Below are 19,778 nucleotides of genomic sequence, written 5' to 3'. Positions count from 1 at the left end.
GCGCGGCGCCCCTCACTGATATGGACTCAAGCCATTGCCTGCACTGAAGGATCCAGCTCCAAGCCGCGCCGAAATCCCGCTCTCTTGTTGATCCCTCAACGATTCTGTCGTGCTTCCGCTCAATTGGCGATCATAGTATCTGGGCAACCACGCCAATAGCTCCTCGATCCCCGTCGTCACGCCCTCATCGGTGATCTCGATGGTAATGCGCTCGACGCCCAAGCTGTCGGGAGACACCTCGCGCACGGTGCGCGGGTCGGCGGGATCGGAGAAGGTCACGAACATGGGCCAGGCCGGGAAGTCGGGGTCGCCCGAGCCGCTGTGGCGACGCAATTCATCCACCGGGACGCGGCGGCGCAATTCCTGCGGCCCTTCGATCGCTACCATCGCCTGATGATCGCGAGCGCGCAGGTCGAGATCGCCCGACTGGTTCCCGCCCGTCCAGTTGTCTGTGGACGCTCTCTGTGCCTTCGTTACCAGCGGCATCAGTGCAAGTTCGGCGGCAAAGGCACCGTATTGCGGACTGCCCGGCTTGCTCAGCAGCGCATAATAGGTACGCCCGTTGGGATGATCGATGATCACCGCCTCACCGCGCATGGACGTCTTGACGGTTCGTCCGGTCGAATCGACAACGCTGGACACCTCCTCCTGCTCCACTGCCCGGACCGAGGAGAAGGCTTGCCCGCCAACATAGACGGTCATCTTGTAATGATAGTCCGGGAACGCATCGTCACCGCATGATGCCAGCGAGAGCGCCATCAGTGCCGCCGCGACGAACCGCTTGAAGGCCATCCCCCTACTCCCCCTTCGCCCGCATCTTCTCCAGCACTTGCGGATCGACGCTGCGGGCGACGATCGGGTGGATGGATACCGGTTTGTCTCCGGCAATCTGCTTGAAGTTGGCGAGCACAGCGGTGGCGAGCTGGCGGTTGGGGGCGATGAGGTCGAGCAGCCAGATGTTCTCGCCGCTCGTCCAGTCGTCGGCCGACAGGCGGGTGGGGAAGACGCCGCCCTTGATCTGGTCGCGGATCTTTGCCGCAACCTCGTCCGAAACGCTGGCCCAGATGGCGATGCCGGCGGTCGCCTCCTGCCCGGCGGGAGCGGCATCCCCGGCCTCTCCCTCGCCCGCTTCGCCAGACGGCGAGCGCGCATGGGCGACGGCGAGGCGGTCGCGCAGCAAGGGCTCGATCACCAGGTGCTGCAGGTCGCCCAGTGTCTGGCTGCGATAGCGCGGCAAATTGCCCATCGCGAGCACCGCCTGCCCTACGCTCAGCTGCACCCGCTCTCTCAGCGCGGCGAGCTTGGCCTTCATCTCTGGCGTGATTTGTGGCTTCTCGGAAGAAGCCTTGGCCGCGGGAGTTGCAGCCTCCGCGCCTTCCTGTTCCTTGTCCGTCGATTTGGCCTGCGAAAGCCCTGCGTCGGCACCATCAGCGCCATTACCCTTGCGACCCATAAATTGCCCCTCAAATCCATACGAATCCCAACGGAAATATTCGCCAAACAGCAGAGGCAGTCAATCCAGTAAATGCTCAAATATCGCAGGAAATTTCCCTCAACGCTGCAATAATTCCGCAGCATTAACTATGCCGTAGAGCTAAAAGACTTGCGTCGCGCCGCACACAGACGGCTTTTTGCACAATCTACCTCTCCCGCCCTGCCTCATCGAGCGCTTGGCTGATCGGGCTGAGCAAATATTGGATGATCCGTCGCTGTCCGGTCTTGATTTCCGCCTGCACTGCCATGCCCGGCTGCACGCGGTCGCACAGGCTGGTGCGGGCGGGATCGTCGGGGCCGCAGGCGAGCGCGATGCTGGTGGCGTAGACGAGGCCGGGCTGCACGGGGCGGCCGTTCTCGTCGCGCTGCGATCCGGCGGGCTGCTGGCTCTGATCGATGGCGTCGCGGCTGATCGTGCGGACGGTGCCTTCCAGCATGCCGAAATCGGTGAAGTTGAACGCTTCCAGCTTCACCGCCACGCGCTGCCCTTCGGCGACGAAGCCGATATCCTTGTTCTGGACGAAGGCGTCGACAGTGATGCCGGCATTGCAGCTGGCGGGCGTTTCCGCACCCTCGGCACTGCAGGGGACGATCACCATGAGCACCTGAGCGGGCTGGACCACACCGCCCACGGTAGTGACGCTCAGCTGCTGCACCACGCCGTCCACGGGGCTGCGCAGTTCCTGGTACTGCCGCCGCCGCTCGGCCTTGCGCACTTCCTCGCCCGCCATGCTCGCCTGCTCGTTCGCATCCGCAAGCTCGGTCACCGCGTTGCGGCCGAAGCCTGCGCGCAAGGAAGCGATCTCCGCGTCGAGCGTACCGATCGCCGCCCCGGCGCGCGCGGCATTGGCACGCTGGATCTCGATATTGCGCAAATGTTCGGCGCGCAGCTGTTCGTATTCGAGCAGGCGCAGGCGCGAATAGAAGCCGCGTTCGGCCAGTTCCTCGCGCGCGGAATATTGCTCTTCTATATAGGGGAGCGCTTCTTCCAGCTTGGCGATCTCGGCCTCGGCGCCCTGCAGTTCGGCAGCCTTCTCCGCACGTTGCTGCCTCAGGCTGGCGCGTTGCGCTTCGTATTCGGCGATCGCCGCGCGGATCAGCGCCCGTTCGGTGGCGACGGTGTCTGGCGAGGCTTCGGGCGGCGCGACGTAGCGTGCGGGCCTGCCCTCCAGATAAGCCAGCAAGGCATCGTTGCGCGCGCGCAGGACGCGGGCGCTCATCAAGCTCTGTTCGCTCTGCGCCTCGTCAGCGCTGGCAAGCGTGGGATCGAGTTCGATCAGCAATTCGCCTGCGCGCACGAACTGGCCGTTGGTGACATGGATCGCGCGCACCGCGCCGATGTCGATCGGCTGCACGGTCTTCACATTGCCGCCAGGAACCACCCGGCCCGAGGCGACTGCCACCACGTCGATCTTGCCCAGCACGGCCCAGATGAGGGCCAGCACCAGCAGGCCGCAGGTGAGCCAGAGCAGCAAGCGCATGCCGGGGCTGGGCGGCTTTTCCATGATCTCCAGCGCGGCGGGGAGGAATTCATGCTCCTCGCGCGGACGAAAGGCCTCGTCCGCCTCGTCCTGCGCGCGCCAGCTTTCGCGCAGCACCGAAAGGTGCCGCGCCAGCGTGGGGAAGCGATCAGCGAGCACGCTCATACGCTTGCCCCTTCTCCGATATTGGCCATCCCGGTCTGCTTGGCATGCAGCTGGGCATAGCGCCCGCCTGCGCGCAGCAGCTCCTCATGCGTGCCGCTTTCGGTAATCTCGCCTGCCTCCACAGTAATGATGCGGTCGCAAGGGCGCACGGCGGAGAGGCGGTGGGCGATGATCAGCACCGTCCGTCCCTGGGCGATGCGGGCGAGGTTGTTCTGGATGATCTCCTCGCTTTCGGCATCGAGCGCGCTGGTCGCCTCGTCGAGGATGAGGATGCGCGGATCGGTCATCAGCGCGCGGGCAATGGCAAGGCGCTGGCGCTGCCCACCGGAGAGATTGGCGCCGCGCTCCTCGATCACAGTGTCATAGCCATGCGGCAGGGTGAGCACGAAGTCGTGCGCGCCAGCCAGCTCGGCAGCGGCGATCACCTGCTCCATCGGCGCGGTGGGATTGGCGAGCGCGATATTCTCGCGCACCGTGCGGTTGAACAGGATATTCTCCTGCAGCACCACGCCCACCTGCCGCCGCAGCCAGGCCGGGTCGACCAGGGCGAGATCGGTGCCGTCGACCAGCACGCGGCCCTGCTCGGGGACGTAGAGGCGCTGGACCAGCTTGGTGAGCGTCGACTTGCCCGAACCGGAGGGGCCGACAATGCCGAGCATCTCGCCCGCGCCCACTTCGAGCGAGACACCGCGCAGGGCCTCTGGCGCATCGGGGCGGTAGCGGAAGCGGACCTTGTCGAATTCCACCTTGCCCGCGATCGGCGGCAGGCTGGCACGGTTCGGGTTGTGCTCGGGCTCTGCCGGTGCGTTGAGGATGTCGCCCAGCCGGTCCACCGAGATGCGCACTTGCTGGAAGTCCTGCCACAATTGCGACAGGCGCAAGATCGGCTGGGCCACGCGCCCCGCCAGCATGTTGAAGGCGACCAAGCTACCCACCGACAGCTCGCCCGCAATCACCGCCTTCGCGCCGACGAACAGGATCGCCACCGTGGTCAGCTTGGAAACGAGCTGGATCAAATGGCTGCCCCAGGTGGAGAGCACGGTCACGTCCCAGCCGGTCTTGATATAGCCGGCGAACTGCTTCTCCCACCGGTCGCGCATGCGCGGTTCGACCGCCATCGATTTGAGCGTGCCGATGCCGGTCACCGTCTCGACCAGGAAAGCCTGGTTCTCCGCCCCGCGCTTGAACTTCTCGTCCAGCCGGGCGCGTAGCGGCGGGGTGATAAGGACCGAGATCAGCACGTAGACCGGGATCGTCAGCGCCACGATCAGCGTCAGGATCGGCGAATAAAGATACATGACGATGAAGAAGACGATGGTGAAGAACAGGTCGATCACCACGGTCACCGCATTGCTGGTGAGGAAGTTGCGGATGCTTTCCAGCTCGCGCACGCGGGCCACGCTGTCGCCCACGCGCCGCGCCTCGAAATAAGAGAGCGGCAGGGCGACGAGATGGCGGAAGAGCGCGGCGGAAAGCTCCGCATCGACGCGGTTGGTCGTATGCGCGAAGAGCCAGTTCCTGAGGCCCGAGAGCACCGTCTCGAACACCAGCACGGTGGCAAGGCCGATCGCCAGCACTTCCAGCGTCGTCATCGACTGGTGGACCAGCACCTTGTCGATCACCAGCTGGAAGAAGATCGGCGACGCGAGGCCGAGCAGTTGGAGGAAGAAGCTGCCCAGCAGAACGTCGCGCAAGGGCTTGCGGTACTTGACCAGCGCCGGGATGAACCAGCTGATATCGAAGGCACGCTTCTGCCCGGCGATATGCTCGCGGCTGGTCATCAGCAGCAGGTCCGCCTTGCCGCCTTCGACTGCGAAGCCGGCCTCCACCTGCTCTTCCGACCAGATTTCCGGCCGTTCGGATCCGGGGGCCAGCACCATGAAGCGCGCGCCGGTATCGGTGTTGTCGTCGATCTTCAGCAGCACGGCCGTCCCGCCATCCGCCAGCCGCACCAGCGCGGGCAGAGGCAGCTTGGGCAGGTCGGCGAGCGGGGCGCGCTTGCGCCGGGCGATCAGCCCCAGCTTCTTGGCGATGCGGGTGAGATCGTCGAAATCGTAGGGATCGTCCCCTCGCCCGCGATCGTGATGGATCTGCGCCGGATCGGCAGGTACGCCAAGGAACTGGGCCAGCAGCACAAAGCTCGCCAGCGCCGCGTCGACGACTGCGGTTGGTCCGTTATTGTCCGAATTATCCATTGAATACCGTTCGACCCCCGGCAGTCCCTTAGCAAGGCAAATGAGTAGCGGGAAGTTACTTCACTTTGCGCCGGTGAAGTTCCGAACTTTCCGCATAGGATTGAGGCTCCGCTTTACCAAGAGACCGCGGCCCTCTGCAGTTCCTTATCCTACCTGCCGCCCGTCGGAATGATCTCGACGGGAGAAAGAGCAGGCCCGGGGATCGACCGCTCGGTGGTAATCTCCGGAACACCAGCTTCCTCCTCAGAGACCGGCATGAATTGCTGCCCCTGCGGGGTATCGACGGCCCGCAACGGCCGGCCGTCTTCCGGGAAGCATCCGGCCTTCTCTGTGCGAGAGCGAAACAGGCAGGATTGCCCGCTTTCATCGTAGCGGACCTGCACCGCGTCTGCGCGCAGGCTCTGGAAGCAATGCTCGCCTTCGAGCACGGTCTCGCCATCTGCGGCAAAGAGACACCCTGTGCCGAACTCTCCGTCGGGACGACGAATACCTTCGCCCAGCACGAAGTCCACACTGCGGAGCGTTTCGAACGCTTCCGGAAAGCGGCTCATTTGATGGAGAAGCCGGTATTCGCCATGATTGTCGGTCGGCTCGATCATCTCTTGCGCCGCCATCTGCGCAAGGCCGAACTCACCCGGCAGCCACTCATATTCCACCAAGGCGGTCTGCGTGACCAGTGACGCCAACTCCGGATCGCCGACCCCGCGAGGATGGGCGGCGATCGCCTCCCACCAGATATCCGGATCGAAGCCGTCCGGCGCAGGCACGGGACGATGCAGCTGCTCCACCACCATTGCCGGGAAGGTCACCGTGCCAGCCGCACCCGGCACCGGCCTGACCCTGGCGGAAATGCCCGTGACGGCACCGACATGGTTGGCCAGCCGGTCTTCGCTCCTGGAGCCGGTCGAGGCCATCCTGCCGGCCGGGAAGCAACCCGGCTCGCCAAAGGTCACCTTGCTTTGGGGAAGTCCCAGGGCACCCGCGAGGGCATGCCCGGCATCGTCATGCTCATCGGCGAAAAGAACGACGCGCTCGAGGCGTTCGGTTGCACCCGAGAAGTCCCAGATTACGGGATCGTCTGCTGCCAAAAGGAGGAATAGCGGCTCATCGCCGCTATCGATGGCCACCTTGATGATGCTCGTTGTGCGATCCTGGGCACCCAACGCTACCGGGGATACCAGCTCGCCGCGACCGGCAATGAATGCGAGGGCGCGCGTGCCATTGCGCGGTCCGGGTACCGTGCATAGAGGCGCTTCGGCAATGTCTCGCGCCATTGCCAGCCGTTCCTGCGCGCCATCGAACTCGGCGGCCGAGATCAGCTGGTTGCCATCCGTATCGATTGCGGCAAACTGGCGGCGAAAGGCCTCGCTGAATTCCGCCTCCGAAAGGATGCCGTCACCATTCGCATCGATGGCGAACAGCCGCTCGAAGGCTCTTGCCTTGCGTTCCTGCCGGCGAGCATCGAGCATGGGCGGCCCTTCCAGGCCGGCGACTTCCTCAATCGTGAGTGAACCATTTCCGTCGGCGTCGAGGCGCTCGAAGGCAAAATCTGGCGGGTCCCTGCGGGAATTGCGCGCGGCAAGGGCGGCGTGCAATTCCTCCTTGCTGAGATAGGCGTCGCCATCGGTGTCGATCGCGGCGAATTGCTCGGCCTGCGCCCCTCCGCGCGGCGCCACTTCGGCAAGCGCCAGCCTGCCGTCGCCGTCGGCATCCCGCCTTTCGAATTCCCGGTCTACATCGGCGCGGCCGCTCTGTTCGTATTCGATTGCCGCAAGCATTTCGGCCTTGGTCACGCCGCCATCGCCATCCGTATCGTACCGCATGAATTCCTGCTCGACCCGCGCCAGCGTTTGCGCGTGTTGTTCCCGCACCCTAGCCAGCATCCGCTCCTCGAGCCTCGCGACATCGTCGCGGTCGAGCCCGTTCCCGTCACTATCGACCTCGCGGAATGACTCGAGCAGCGTGTTCAAATGCGCTTCCTGCGAAGAACTGCGCCGCACATTCGCCACCAGCAATGCAGCGGGATCGTAGGCGTATGTATTATCCTCGCCATCCTGCGCAGAGAGCGGACCGCAGGCGACCGGCAATATTGTGGCAGAATACAGCAAGAACCGGTGGCCACGACGCGTCATCTATACCTCTCCAGAAGAACCCTCCGGCAAGCTACATCGTTACAGGTTGCAATATTGTTTGCGCCTTGCAGGAGCGATTGCATCCTGCCGCGCGCAGCTGCGCCGCAAGTAACCCACGGCCTTTTCGTCCCGACCCTTGGCATGCGCTCTCGATGCTGTATGGCGAGCGTGAGGGAAGACAATGAACGACAGTACATGGGGGACGGAGGGCAGCTTGTGGCTGTCGATACCCCAGCCATTTGTTCCATCGCCAGAGGATCTCGCTCTGCTACGGCAGGCTTGTGCCGCGCAATTGCGCGATGGGGGAGCGCCGTTGCGCGTCCTGATGCTGGGCGTGACCCCGGGGCTGACCGCGATCGACTGGCCGGATGGCAGCACGCTCGATGCCGTCGATTTCGATCCGGTGATGATCGAAACGCTCTGGCGGGACAGGGAAGGCGCGTCCTGCCACTGCGCACCATGGCAGGACATGCCGTTCCCGGATGATCACTTCGATGTGGTCATCGGCGATTGCAGCTTCAACGCACTGCCCGCGATCGCCGACTACGACGGCGTGCTGAACGAGGTGCTGCGGATACTGCGCCCTTCCGGCACGCTGGCCGTCCGCTTCTTCATGCAACCCGCGCCGCGCCTGACGCTCGCCGCACTGATGCATGATGCGGCAGAGAAATATGCGGGCTTCCGCGATGCTGCGATGCGATTGATGATTCCGATGGCATCTTCCGATCCGGACGGCACATCCCATTCGCGCGCCATTCCCGGCAAGGTTGCAGAGCAATGTGGTGATTTGGACTCCTTCCTCGCTGCCTTGGGTCAGGAAGGCGAGGCCAAGGAGCGTGCGCTCAAGACATTCGGTTTCGACCAACGCCTCAATTATCCCACCCGCGAACAGGTCCGTACAATATTCGGGCGCTTCTTTGCCGAGGTAGACATTGTCTTCCCCGATTACGATTGCGGCTTCCTGTGCCCCATGGTCAGTGCCAGGGGTGTCGCCGACGGCCAGGCATCGACCTCCGCTTAGCCATCCCCGAGGCCCGGCCTGTCGAACTTGCATTATCCATCGGACGAAAGTTGAATCGGTCCCATGTCCCTGCGCAGATCCCCGACCACCTGGTCCCTTTTCGGCGGCACGCGATCGGTGCAGTCGCAGCTGATCGACTTCACCTTGCCGGAGCTGGCGCCAGCCCGAATTGAACAGCTGGCCGGTCAATTGGCGGAGCTCGGCTGCCTGCCCGAAGGATTTGCCGAAGTCAGCGCGGAGACGCCCGCTCTGCGCCTCGTGAAGCTCGCCTGCGCCGTGCATCAGGCCTTGCTTGCCGAGGCTCACCTCTTCATGCCCGAAGAAACCGAGGTTCTTCCCGACGAAGGTGCCAGTACCGCAATACGCGTCGCTGTGCCGCGCATTCCCATGCTGGGTAATATGGCGTCTACAAGCCTGCGGCACATCGTCGGCTGCTGCCTCCAATCGGTGAACGGAAAAAAGCCGGCCACGCAATGGGTCGCGGAAACGCGCAAGCAACTTGCGGATGGCGAGCGGACCATGGCCAACAACCACCATTTCGCCCGGGCAGCGCGCGAATTGGGCATGCCTTTCCTCGAATGGCAGGGCCAGGCTTTCCAGATCGGGTTCGGCAAGGCGGCCGTGGCCATGCGCGGCGCGATGACGCAGGATACGGCGGCTATCGGCGTACACATTGCCCGGCAGAAACAGGCGTGCAACGGCGTACTGGCACAGGCAGGTTTTCCGATCGCGATGGGCGGACTTGTCAGCAATCTCACCCATGCGAGAGGGCAGGCGGAAAGGCTTGGATTTCCTGTCGTGGTGAAGCCGGCCGATCTCGATGGCGGCGTGGCCGTTTCCAGCGATATCCGCACCATGGAAGAGCTGGAAAGGGGCTTCAAGTCGGCTCGCGCCAAGAGCCCCAATGTCATCGTCGAGAAGCATGTCGACGGTCTCGATTACCGCCTGCTCATCTTCGGCGAGCAGCTGCTGGTAGCCCTCGAGCGCTCGCCCGGAGGAATCACGGGCGACGGCAAGCGGGGCGTGCGCGCACTGCTGGACGAGTTCAATGCCGACCCGCGCCGCACCAAGGACCAGAATACGCTTTTATATCCGATAGACCTCGACGATGAAGCGATGGTCATGCTGGAACGGCAGGGCCTGACGCTGGAGAGCGTGCCCGAAGAAGGCCAGTTCGTTGCCCTGCGGCGTGCGGCCAATTTCGCGCTGGGCGGCAGCGTGCGACGTGTCGACGATATCGTTCATCCCGACAATCTCGAGCTGGCGCGCCGCGCATTGCGCACCTTGCGGCTCGACCTCGCCGGTGTGGACATGATCCTGCCCGATATCACCAGGCCGTGGCATGAAACCGGCGGTGCCATTTGCGAGATCAATGCCCAGCCCTTCGTCGGCGAACCGGTCACCGAGGACCACTATCGCTTGATCCTGTCCCGGCTGATCGAGGGTGAGGGGCGCGTCCCCATCGTACTGGTCGTGGGGGACCTGGACCAGCCCGCACGCGGCAAGATCGCCGCCGAAGTGCCCGACCTTGCCATTGTCGATTCCAGCTGCGCGCGGTTGAACGGTCAGCCGATCAGCGTGCCGGGATCGGCCTGGCCGCTTTCGTGCCAGGCTCCGCTTTTCAACACCGGGGTCGGTGCGATGCTCTGTATCCTCGATGATGTGACGCATGCCGGAGCCGGCTCGCCGGTCGATCGCTTCTCTTCCGCTTTCATATTGTCCGACGACGAAGTGCCGCCCGCCGTGCAAGCGCTGCTGAAGCGGGCTGGATCGGTAGCGCTGGCGGCCGGGGTGAAGGACGAAGAGCTGGAGAAGGCCGGGATTTCCACCCGCCGGATCACGGGCAAGAGCATCGCCGACGAATTGCTGAAGGCCTTGAAGTAGGCGCTGACCTAGGCCTTGCCGTATCCGCCGCCGCCGGGCGTGCGCAATTCGAACACATCGCCTTCTTCCAATTTTACCGATGCCGTGGCGGGCAGGTCTTCCTCGCTCCCCTCGCAGCGGATGACGCGGTTTGCACCGCAAGCGCCATCGCTTCCTCCCGCGAGGCCGAAGGGAGCGACTTTCCGGCGCCCCGAAAGGATATTGGCGTGCATTGGGGCGAGGAAGCGCAGGCGGCGAAGGGTGCCGTCACCGCCCTTCCACTCGCCTGCCCCACCCGATCCGCGACGGATGGCGAATTCCTCAAGCAGCACGGGGAAGCGCATTTCGAGAATTTCGGGATCGGTCAGGCGCGAGTTCGTCATATGCGTCTGCACCGCGTCCGCGCCGGCAAAGCCCGGACCCGCGCCCGCGCCGCCGGCGACCGTCTCGTAATATTGGTGTGTGGCATCGCCGAAGGTGAAATTGTTCATCGTGCCCTGGCTGGCGGCCATGGCGCCCATCGCCCCCATCAGCGCATCGGTGACCATCTGGCTGGTCTCGACATTGCCCGCCACCACCGCTGCCGGATATTCGGGCGCAAGCATGGAGCCTGCCGGAATGCGGATCGTCACCGGGCGCAGGAAGCCGTCGTTCAATGGCACGGGCAGGCTTGTCAGGCAGCGGATGCAATAGAGCACGGCGGCGCGCACGACGCTTGAAGGTGCGTTGAAATTGCTCGGCCGCTGGTCGCTGGTCCCTGCGAAGTCGAGAACCGCTTTGCCCTTTACGCGATCGACTTGGAGCGAGACGGCGATGCGCGCGCCATCGTCGAAGTGGACCGTATGGCTGCCGTCAGCCAGCCCTTGAAGCACCTTGCGCGCCGCGCCCTCCGCATAGTCGAGCAGATGGCGCATATAGGCGGCGACAACCTCCTCCCCATAGGTCTCTGATAGCTCCAGCAGCCGCGTCGCCCCGCGCTGGCAGGCGGCGACCTGCGCGGCGAGATCGGCAAGATTCTGTTCGATATTGCGCGCCGGGTACGGGCCAGAGGACAGGATCGCGCGCATGTCATCGGCGAGGAAGCGCCCCTCGCGCACCAGCGGGACGGCATCGAGCACGACGCCCTCCTCCTCAATGCTCGTGCTGGCAGACGGCATGGAGCCCGGCGCAATCCCGCCGACATCGGCATGATGGCCGCGCGCGGCGGTGTAGAAGGCAGGCGTGTCGCGCCCCTCGACGAAAACGGGCCGGACCACAGTAATGTCGGGCAAATGCGTGCCGCCCTGATAGGGCGCGTTGAGCGCATAGGCATCGCCTTCGCGCATCGCACCGCCATGGCGCGCCACCACAGCGCGCACGCTGTCGCCCATGCTGCCAAGGTGCACCGGCATATGCGGCGCGTTGGCGATGAGATTGCCCTCAGCATCGAAGATCGCACAAGAGAAATCGAGCCGCTCGCGAATATTCACCGAGCGGGCCGTGTGCTGGAGCGCCGCGCCCATCTCCTCGGCAATCGCCATGAACAAGCCGCCGAATATCTCCAGCCGGACCGGGTCGGCGGCGGTCGAGACTTCTTCCACCGCCTGCGCCTGGGCGCGGGTGAGGACCAGCATGTCGTCGGTTTGCGCGGAGACCTGCCAGCCGGGCTCGACGACCAGCGTCGCCACCGGATCGACCACCAGCGCGGGGCCGTGCAGGATCTCGCCGGGGGCCAGCGCGGCGCGGGGCAGGACGGGGCGTTCGCGGCCCCCGCTCGCCACATGGCCTTGCCCGGCATCGGCATAACGCAGCGAACCGCCATGCTGGGTGGACGCAACCGCATCGATGCGCAGAGCCTCAACCACCAGCGGTGCGTCGATGTCATAGCCAAAGCGCTGGCGATGCGCCTCGGCAAAGGCTGCGAGCATGTCCTCCGCCTCGCCCATGGGAACGGGCAGCGTCGCCTCGCCGCCCTCGGGCCGGACCTGCGCGGTGGCGTGCGTTGCGATGGAACCGGCGTCCACGCCTTGCTCCGCCAGCGCTCGCACCGCCTCGGCGCACAGCCGATCACGCATCGCCTCGATCGCATCCATCTGCGCGGCGGCAAGCGGCAATTGCACTGTCGCCTCGCGCGTCTCCGAACGGTCGGCAAGGCCCATGCCATAGGCAGACAGGACACCCGAGAGCGGATGCACCAGCACCGTCCCGATCCCCAGCGCATCGGCGACAAGGCAGGCATGCTGCCCGCCCGCCCCGCCGAAGCAATTGAGCGCGAAGCGGGCCATGTCATGCCCCTTGGCGGTGGAAACCGCACGGATCGCATTGGCCATATTGGTAACCGCGATGGCAATGAAGCCTTCGGCCGCCGCCTCCGCGCTCATCCGCTCGCCGGTTCCCGCCTCGACCGCATCGAGCACCTCCGACATGCGCGCCAGCGAGGCTTCGCGGTCGAGCGGCTGGTCGCCATCGGGACCAAACACTGCCGGGAAATGATCGGGCTGGAGCTTGCGGAGGATCAGGTTGCAATCGGTGACCGTCAGCGGACCGCCCTGACGATAGCAGGCCGGCCCCGGCTGCGCGCCCGCACTCTCGGGTCCGACCAGGAAGCGCGCGCCGTCGAAGGAGCACACCGAGCCGCCGCCCGCCGCGACCGTATGAATCCGCATCATTGGGGATCGCACACGCACCCCCGCCACCCGGTTGTCGCTGTCACGCTCATAGCTGCCCGCGAACAGCGAGACGTCGGTCGAGGTCCCGCCCATGTCGAAGCCGATCGCCCGTTCGAACCCGGCGCGCTTCGCGGTCTCCGCCATGCCGACGATGCCGCCTGCAGGCCCGGACAGGATCGCATCCTTGCCGCGCAAATGCTCCGCCGCGACCAGCCCGCCGCTCGATTGCATGAAGAGTGGTTCGTGGCCTTCGCCTAGCGCCGCCATCAGCTGCGCGACATAGCGGGCGAGCACGGGCGAGAGATAGGCGTCGACCGCAGTCGTATCCGCCCGCCCGATCAACCTCGCGAGCGGGCTGACGCGGTGGCTGACGGCGATCTCGGTGAAGCCGATATCGCGCGCGATATCGGCCAGCTCCGCCTCATGCGAAGTGTATTTCCACCCATGCATCAGCACGATGGCGACCGCGCGCAGCCCTTTATCGAACGCCGCCTGCATGCCGGCGCGCGCCGCTTCGCGATCGAGTGGGCGCTCCATCGTGGCATCCGCACGCACCCGCTCGTCCACTTCCAGCACCTCGGCGGGAAGCGGCTCGGGCTTCTCGATCTTCCTCGCGAAAATATCCGGCCGTTCCTGCGTGCCGATGGCCAGCGCATCGCCGAAGCCGCACGTGATGGCGAGCAGCACCGGCTCCCCCTTGCGCTCCAGCAGCGCATTGGTGGCGACAGTCGTGCCGATGCGAATATCGGCTTCGGGCAGCGGCCCTTCGGCGATGCCCGTCAGCTGGCGGATCGCGGCGACAGCGGCATCGTCATAATGCGCGGGATTTTCGGAGAGCAGCTTGGCGGTTTCCACCTGCCCGTCGGGCCGAACGGCCACAACGTCGGTAAAGGTACCGCCGCGATCGATCCAGAAATGCCATTTGCCTGCCGTCATCACGGCGCGAGCCTATGCCGCAAGTGGCCCCGCGCGACAAATCGTTACAGGACACCGCCCTAGGGCCACTTGGCAGCCACCCTGTCAAAGGGTAGACTTTGCCAATCTACGGATCACCTGCGCCCAACCCTCACGGGCGCTACCGAAAATTTAAAGCGGGGAGACGCACATGGCCGTTCGGGTCACCATCAATGGCGAAGCACGCGATATCGACGCGCCGGAGGACATGCCCCTTCTGTGGGCCCTCAGGCAGGAACTGGGCATGACCGGCACGAAGTTCGGCTGCGGCATCGGCATGTGCGGTGCCTGCACCGTGCATGTGGACGGGCAGGCGACGCGCAGTTGCTCGCTGCCCATCGGCTCCATCGGTGACCGCGAAGTCTCCACGATCGAGGCGCTGGGCGAAACGCCCGTGGGCCAGGCGCTGCAGCAGGCATGGCTGGACGAGGACGTGATGCAGTGCGGCTATTGCCAGGCGGGCCAGCTGATGAACGCCACTGCGCTGCTCAACAGCAATCCCAACCCGACCGAAGAGGAAATCGAGAACGCGATGCAGGGCAATATCTGCCGCTGCGCCTGCTACAAGCGGATCCACTCCGCCATTGCGGAAGTCGCGAAGGAGGGCACGGCCAATGTCTGACGCAGCGACCATGAACCGCGGCCCGGTACTGGGCCGCCGCGCTTTCCTGAAGGCTTCTGCCGCTGCCGGCGGCGGGCTTGCCCTTGCCGTGACTGTGCCGATGGGCGCTTCGGCCATGGCCAGTGGCGGCCCGGCGGAGCTCAACGCCTTCATCACCATCAACCCGGACAACACGATCACCATCATCGGCAAGAACCCGGAGATCGGACAGGGCATCAAGACCATGCTGCCCATGCTGATCGCCGAGGAACTGGACGCCGATTGGGACCAGGTTTCCATCCAGCAGGGCGATACCGACGCCGCCAAATACGGCCCGCAGCTGGCCGGCGGCAGCTTCGCCACGCCGATGAACTGGTTCCCCATGCGCCAAACGGGTGCGGCGGGGCGGCAGATGCTGCTCGCCGCCGCGGCTTTGCGCTGGGGCGTGGACACCTCCGAACTGACGACCGAGCCTTCCGTCGTGGTCCATGCCGCATCGGGCCGCCGCGCCACTTATGGCGAGTTGGCCGGTGAAGCGGCGACCGTTCCGGTCCCCGAACTCGCCGGTGTCCCGCTGAAGGATGCCGCCGATTTCCGCATCATCGGCACGCCCATCGGCGGGATCGACAGCCCCAAGATCGTGCGCGGTGAGCCGATCTTCGGCGTCGATACGCAGCTGCCGGGGATGGTCTATGCCGCCTATGAGCGTGCGCCTGTTTTCGGTTCCAAGCTCATCTCCGCCGATACGGAGGCCGCCAAGGCCGAACCCGGCGTGATCGATGCCTTCACCGTCGCGGGCAATGGCAATCCGACCGAACTCGTTGATGGCGTGGCCGTGATCGCCAGCAATTGGTGGCTCGCCAACAAGGCGCGCGCCAAGCTCAACGTCCAGTGGGACAATGGCGACTGGACCAACCACAACAGCGCCAAATACGACGCCGACGCGCGCGAGCTGATGGCCAATGCCACCGCGGCAGAGGTCTTCAACGAGAAGGGCGATGTCGATGCTGCCTTCGCCAATGCGGCGCAGGTGGTCGACGCGGAATATCACTATCCCTTCCTCGCCCACGTGCCGATGGAGCCGATGAACTGCACCGCGCTGATGCATGAGGACGGGACCATGGAAATGTGGGCCCCCTCGCAGACGCCGCAGGGCGGCCAGGGCGCGGTGGCCGGATACCTGGGCCTGACCCCGGACAAGGTGAAGGTGCACATCACCCGCATGGGCGGCGGTTTCGGCCGGCGCCTCAACAACGATTACATGGTGCAGGTCGCGGCTATCGCCAAGCAGATGCCCGGCACGCCGGTGCAGCTTATCTGGAGCCGCGAGGACGATGTCCGCACCGACTTCTACCGCCCCTCCGGCTGGCACCGCCTGCGTGCGGCGCTGGATGAGAACGGCAAGCTGGCCGGGATCCAGGACCACTTCGTGACCTGGGACATTGGCGGCGGCGCGTTCAACCCGGCGGTGATGCCGGCGAACGAGTTCCCCGCACCCTATCTCGACCATGTCCGCTATGGCATGACCAAGATGCCCACCGCCGTGCCGATGGGCGCGCTCAGGGCTCCGACCTCCAACGCCATCGCCTTTACCTTCCAGAGCTTCCTCGACGAAGTGGCGCATGCCGCGGGCAAGGACCTGCCCACGCTGATGCTGGAAATCGTCGAGGGTGCTGAGGCAGAGCCGGACACGATGGGCTTCACCGGCCCTACTCCCGGCTTCAACCCGCAGCGCCTGCGCAATGTCACCAACAAGGTGATGGAAATGTCGGGCTGGGGCCAGCCGGTCGCTGAAGGCCATGCGCTGGGCTATGGCTATTACTTCAGCCACCAGGGTTATTTCGCCGAGGTGGTCGAGGTCAGCCTCAACGAACGCAAGCAGATCCAGGTGCATAATGTCTGGGCGGCGGGCGATGTCGGTAGCCACATCATCAACCCCTATGGCGCACTGAACCAGGTCGAAGGCTCGATCATCGACGGTCTGGGCCAGGCGATGCAGCTGGCGGTGGAGATCGAAGGCGGCGCTGTGAAGCAGTCCAACTTCCACAATTACCGCCTGCCGCGCATGCCGATGACGCCGCAGATCCATGTCGAATGGGTGAAGAGCGACTACTCGCCGACCGGCCTTGGCGAACCCGCCCTGCCCCCGGTGATCCCGGCGCTGACCAATGCGCTGTTCGCGCTGACCGGCACCCGCATCCGCGACCTGCCGATCGATACGTCGAAGTTCGCGTAAGCTCGAAGTTCGGCGCCCCAACGAAAGCTGGGGTCTCGGACCGGAAGGCGATGCCAGCGTAGGCTGGCATGACGAAAGGGCCGGGTCAGTCCAGCGTGACGATCCGGCCCGCCAGCCGCTCCACTTGCGGCTTCAGCCCTTCAGATCGGCAGTACGCAACCGCTTCTTCGCCGCCGCCTCGCTGGCGCGGATGGCGAATTCGGTCGGCTCGCGCACCGGGATCAGCAGGACACAGCGCACCCCATCGGGATTGAACTCCAGCTGCACCGGGTTGCGCAACTCATGCGCCACGATCCGCTCGATCAAGTCGGTGCCGAACCCGCGCCCGCGCTGTGCAGGAACGGCGGGGCCGCCGCTCTCCTGCCACTCGACGCGCACCAGTGCGTCTCCTTCGAGCTGCCAATTCACACTAACCTTGCCGCCCGGCTGGCTGAGCGCACCGTATTTCGCTGCATTGGTGGCAAGCTCGTGCATCGCAAGGCCCAGCGACAGGGCATCGTTGGGCGCCAGTTCCACCTCTGGTCCCGATAGCTCCACCGCATGTTCCGCATCCTGCGTGTAAGGCAGCAGTTCCGCGCGCACCACGGCCTCCACCGGCGTGGTCCCCCAGTCCGAATTGGTGAGCAGGTCATGCGTGGCCGAGAGCGCGCGGATGCGCCCGTCCAGCCCGTCGGCAAACGCACCCACATCCTCTGCCCTGCGCCGTGTCAGGGCGATGATCGACAGCACATTGGCGAGCGTGTTCTTGACCCGGTGATTGAGCTCGCGCGTCAGCGAATTGCGGATCGATGCCTGCTCCTCGAACCAGACGAGCGAGGCCTCGTCCTCCAGCGCCTGCTGCGTCAGCATGCGCACCACCAGCATCAGCAGGCTGGCGACCAGCAGGCCGAAGATCAGCGTCGCCATGGACAGGCCCGAAAGCACGCCCGTATCGGCGCGGCTGACTTCAAGGACAAAGGGAGAATTGGCGATCGTCACCAGTTCGTGCGAACGCTGGTCCAGCGGAACCTCTTCCGTGGTCGTGGTGGCAAGGACGTTATCCGGCGCAGCCGCCGCGTGGTAGAGCGTGACGCCGTAGCTGCCGGCATCTTCCAGCTCCAGCGCGCTGGACAGGAAGTCCTGCGCGTTGAACGGGCTGTAGATATAACCACGCAGCCGCCTGCCGCCCGGCGCGCCTTCAAAGACCGGCATATAGATCAGGAAACCCGGCTGTTCCGCACCGCCTTCCTGCTGCAGCACCACCTTGCCGCTGGCGGTGGGACGCGCGGTGCGCTCCGCCTCCATCATTGCTGTGCGGCGCACGGGCTCCGAAAACATGTCATAGCCCAATGCACGGCGATTGCGCTGCGTGTCGGGCTGCAGAAAGGTGACCGGCACGGCATAGGGCTGCTCTCCGGTGAAGGCGGGATAGAATTGTGCCGGCACGGGGGCGCCATCGTCCAGCAACTGGTCGAAAGCATCGAATTCGCCAGGCCGCACCACCATGGCCCAGCCGATTCCTTCCGCCCCGCGATAATCGGCATCGAGGCGCAATTCGGACACGAAGCGGCGGAAGGTATCGGGCGCAATGTCGTCCAGCGTCGCGAGCAGGGCGGCGCCGGCCCGCAAATAGGCGCTGCTGGCATTGGAACGCCGCTCCAGTGCGGAGGCGATGGCGGTTGTGCGGCTGGCCAGCTGGGCGTTGGAACGCTGCGCCTCGCTGCGTTCGATCGCGAAGATCGCCAGCACCGTGATCGCTGCGACAAGCAGGAAAATGCCCACTGGAAGCGCGCGCGGATAGCGCACGAGCCATCGCTTCGTCCTGCTGCGCCTTGTCGCCCGCTCGCTCAAATCCAACTCCAGCACGGGGCCCTGCCTGCCCAATGCAAGCGCTCCCGTCACCAACGGGGAACCGGATGCGCCGCATTTCGTTCCACAAAGCACAATCAAAGCGGCAATTGCATCCATGCGCGATGCGATGTTGCAACACAGGGCCGGTGGTGCGATCCCTGCTGGCAGGATGAAGGACGAGTTCTCAAAAACAATGAACGAGCAAAAGAAGAGTATTGGGAGCGCAACCGGCGAACCCGCAGATGCTGAGAAACCGGCGAAGGCCGACTCCGCCAAGCCCGACTGGGCGGACGGGCTCAAGCAGTTCTATGATTCGGTTGTCGACGAACCCCTGCCCGACGAATTGAGCAAGCTCCTGGCGCAGCTCGATGATGGCGACGACGCATGAGTTCAAACAACAAGAAGCGAGAGCTGCCCGAACGCACGGCAGAGGACAAGCGCGCCTTCAAACAGGAGCTGACCGAGGTCGTGCCGCATTTGCGCGCCTTTGCCCGCGGCCTTTGCGGACGCCCGGACATGGCGGACGACCTGGTGCAGGAAACCATGCTCAAGGCCTGGGCCGCACAGGACCGGTTCCAGCCCGGCACCTCCATGCGCGCCTGGACCTTCGTGATCCTGCGCAATGCCTATCTCACCGATATGCGGCGCAACCGCTTTCGCGGCGAATATGACGAAGGCGTGGCCGAGCGCATCCTGACCGCACCTGCCGGGCAGGAGGAACCCATCCACCTGTCCGACCTCCATCGCGCATTGCTCACCCTGCCGCCCGAACGGCGCGAGGCGCTGTTGCTGGTGGGCGCCGGCGGCTTTTCCTATGACGAGGCGGCGGAGATCTGCGGTTGCGCCGTGGGCACGATCAAGAGCCGTGTGGGCCGCGCCCGCGCCACGCTGGCGAGCATGATCGAGGATGGCGACATTCCCGATCGCTCGACCGCCGATCCTTCCGCCCATCGCGCGATCCTGGAGGAGCTGGACGAGGTGGCGGCCGGCAATGGCCAGGCCGAACCCACGCGCTGACGACCAGCCGTTGCGGCCTCTCGCCATTCCTGCCACGGGCTTGGAGCGTGATCACTTGATCGCGGCCGTGACGCAGGTCATGCAGGGAGGTTGCCGCGTCGGGCTATCCCTACCGGACATGCTTGGGAATAATGGGACTTT

General features: G+C 65.1%; 13 protein-coding genes. 6 read left to right on the top strand and 7 right to left on the bottom strand.

All coding sequences use genetic code 11. From position 1 onward, the window contains the following. Positions 1–12 precede the first annotated feature (12 nt). From E5222_RS01305 to E5222_RS01285, 5 genes are all read right to left on the bottom strand, one after another. A complete protein-coding gene (locus E5222_RS01305) occupies positions 13–792 on the bottom strand; it encodes a hypothetical protein (RefSeq protein ID WP_136691781.1) in 780 nt (259 codons plus the stop codon). A gap of 4 nt (positions 793–796) precedes the next feature. Further along, on the bottom strand, positions 797–1,453 hold the full coding sequence (locus tag E5222_RS01300; RefSeq protein ID WP_136691779.1) for a toxin-activating lysine-acyltransferase: 657 nt from the start codon (positions 1,451–1,453) through the stop codon (positions 797–799). Positions 1,454–1,640: 187 nt separating this feature from the next. Next, on the bottom strand, positions 1,641–3,140 hold the full coding sequence (locus tag E5222_RS01295) for an HlyD family type I secretion periplasmic adaptor subunit (protein ID WP_136691777.1): 1,500 nt from the start codon (positions 3,138–3,140) through the stop codon (positions 1,641–1,643). Further along, positions 3,137–5,335: a type I secretion system permease/ATPase gene (locus E5222_RS01290; protein WP_136691775.1), complete on the bottom strand. Its 2,199-nt coding sequence runs from the start codon at positions 5,333–5,335 to the stop codon at positions 3,137–3,139. Before E5222_RS01290 ends, E5222_RS01295 begins: the two co-directional genes overlap by 4 nt. A 149-nt stretch (positions 5,336–5,484) precedes the next feature. Then, positions 5,485–7,467: a hypothetical protein gene (locus tag E5222_RS01285; RefSeq protein WP_136691773.1), complete on the bottom strand. Its 1,983-nt coding sequence runs from the start codon at positions 7,465–7,467 to the stop codon at positions 5,485–5,487. Positions 7,468–7,648: 181 nt separating this feature from the next. Between E5222_RS01285 and E5222_RS01280 the strand changes: the two genes are divergently transcribed. Both E5222_RS01280 and E5222_RS01275 read left to right on the top strand, forming a co-directional pair. Next, complete coding sequence (locus E5222_RS01280) at positions 7,649–8,488, top strand: class I SAM-dependent methyltransferase (RefSeq protein WP_136691771.1); 840 nt, start codon at positions 7,649–7,651, stop codon at positions 8,486–8,488. Between the two features lie 63 nt (positions 8,489–8,551). Next, the gene (locus E5222_RS01275) at positions 8,552–10,372 is read left to right on the top strand and encodes an ATP-binding protein (RefSeq protein ID WP_136691769.1); all 1,821 of its coding nucleotides are present in this window, start codon (positions 8,552–8,554) and stop codon (positions 10,370–10,372) included. Positions 10,373–10,380: 8 nt separating this feature from the next. On the opposite strand, the gene E5222_RS01270 is transcribed toward E5222_RS01275, so the two are convergent. Continuing rightward, complete coding sequence (locus tag E5222_RS01270; protein WP_136691767.1) at positions 10,381–13,935, bottom strand: hydantoinase B/oxoprolinase family protein; 3,555 nt, start codon at positions 13,933–13,935, stop codon at positions 10,381–10,383. Between the two features lie 169 nt (positions 13,936–14,104). Here E5222_RS01270 and E5222_RS01265 point away from each other — a divergent pair, with 169 nt between their 5' ends. Then, entirely contained in the window at positions 14,105–14,575 is a 471-nt protein-coding gene (locus E5222_RS01265; protein WP_136691765.1) for a (2Fe-2S)-binding protein, read from the top strand. After that, positions 14,568–16,790, top strand: a complete 2,223-nt coding sequence (locus tag E5222_RS01260) for a xanthine dehydrogenase family protein molybdopterin-binding subunit (protein ID WP_246021498.1) — start codon at positions 14,568–14,570, stop codon at positions 16,788–16,790. Before E5222_RS01265 ends, E5222_RS01260 begins: the two co-directional genes overlap by 8 nt. Before the next feature lie 132 nt (positions 16,791–16,922). Here E5222_RS01260 and E5222_RS01255 read toward each other — a convergent pair whose 3' ends face one another. Beyond that, positions 16,923–18,635: a CHASE domain-containing protein gene (locus E5222_RS01255; RefSeq protein WP_246021497.1), complete on the bottom strand. Its 1,713-nt coding sequence runs from the start codon at positions 18,633–18,635 to the stop codon at positions 16,923–16,925. A 100-nt stretch (positions 18,636–18,735) separates the two neighbouring features. Between E5222_RS01255 and E5222_RS01250 the strand changes: the two genes are divergently transcribed. After that, complete coding sequence (locus E5222_RS01250; protein WP_136691762.1) at positions 18,736–19,008, top strand: NepR family anti-sigma factor; 273 nt, start codon at positions 18,736–18,738, stop codon at positions 19,006–19,008. Then, positions 19,005–19,637 carry a sigma-70 family RNA polymerase sigma factor gene (locus tag E5222_RS01245; RefSeq protein ID WP_136691760.1) on the top strand — a complete coding sequence of 211 codons (633 nt, stop codon included), beginning with the start codon at positions 19,005–19,007 and terminating at the stop codon, positions 19,635–19,637. Before E5222_RS01250 ends, E5222_RS01245 begins: the two co-directional genes overlap by 4 nt. Positions 19,638–19,778 lie beyond the last annotated feature (141 nt).

Origin of the sequence: Alteraurantiacibacter aquimixticola, assembly GCF_004965515.1 — a bacterium.
Taxonomy (GTDB): domain Bacteria; phylum Pseudomonadota; class Alphaproteobacteria; order Sphingomonadales; family Sphingomonadaceae; genus Alteraurantiacibacter; species Alteraurantiacibacter aquimixticola.
The sequence above is the reverse complement of the archived record's forward strand: the minus strand, read 5'-3'. Positions and strand labels throughout refer to the sequence as shown.